Annotated in this window: 1 protein-coding gene; it reads left to right on the forward strand. The window is 65.7% G+C overall.

What is annotated here, in order from left to right:
- Nucleotides 1-238 precede the first annotated feature (238 nt).
- Nucleotides 239-1001 (forward strand): tyrosine-type recombinase/integrase (locus ACFWPJ_RS33815; RefSeq protein WP_378857718.1); only part of this gene is annotated, 763 nt, incomplete at its 3' end.

The following is a 1001-nucleotide window of genomic DNA, read 5'->3' on the forward strand; positions in this document are numbered from 1 at the left end:
CAGGTACTTGAGGGAGCTGAGGTTCGGCAGGGATCGGGCCGAGTCGACCACGAAATCCTACGCCGAAGGTGTCGCGCTGTTCCTGCGCTGGTGCGCGAGCACTGGGCGTGAATGGCGCACGGCAGCAAGTGACTTCGGACTTTTCATCGTGTGGCTGAGATACACCCCTACTCGTGGTGGCGGCGTGGTGATGGGCCCGGGTGCTGCACCGGTACGTGGCGACGTGCGGATCAACCGAGTGCTCACAGCCACCCGTGGGTTCCTCGTGTTCGCGGTGGCCTCGAAGGAAGCACTGGGCGTGGTGATGGAGCAGCTCTACGAGATCGGCGACTCAAGGGAACTCCCGCAGACCGCGCAGGGCGAGTCGAACGCGCTGCGATACCGACGTCGCGCCCGGCACAGCCTGCGCGAACCGGAGAAGCCGGTGGAGCGGGCCACCGATGCCGAGATCGTGGCATTGTTTCGGGTCTGTCGGAACGCGCGCGACCGGCTGATCGTGTTGCTGCTGGCCCGAGCGGGACTGCGACGCGGCGAGACCGCCGGCCTGCGACGGGCTGATCTGCACCTACTGCCGGACAACACACCTCACGAATGCCCGATTCACGGCGCGCACCTGCACGTGGTCCGCCGAGACAACCCGAACGGGGCGTGGGCAAAATCCCGTCGGCAGCGGGCAGTTCCGCTGGACTTCCTCGTCGTCCGGGCAATCGACCTCTATCTGCTCGAACGCGACGAGCAACCCGCCGCTGCGGACTGCGACTTCCTACTCGTCAACCTGTTCCGAGCACCGTTGGGGGCACCGATGAGTGTCGATGCGCTCAACGAACTGTTCGAAACGCTGTCCCGCAGAGCAGGTATGGTCACCGCAGTCACACCGCATAGGGCGCGGCACGGATTCGCCAGCAACCTCGCCGACTCCGGGGTACTACTCGATGAAATCCAGGCACTGCTCGGACACGCCAGCCCGGCGTCGTCGACGCCCTACCTGCACCCTGCGGAAG

The sequence above is a fragment of the Nocardia sp. NPDC058497 genome (assembly GCF_042720195.1).
Classification (GTDB): Bacteria; Actinomycetota; Actinomycetes; order Mycobacteriales; family Mycobacteriaceae; genus Nocardia.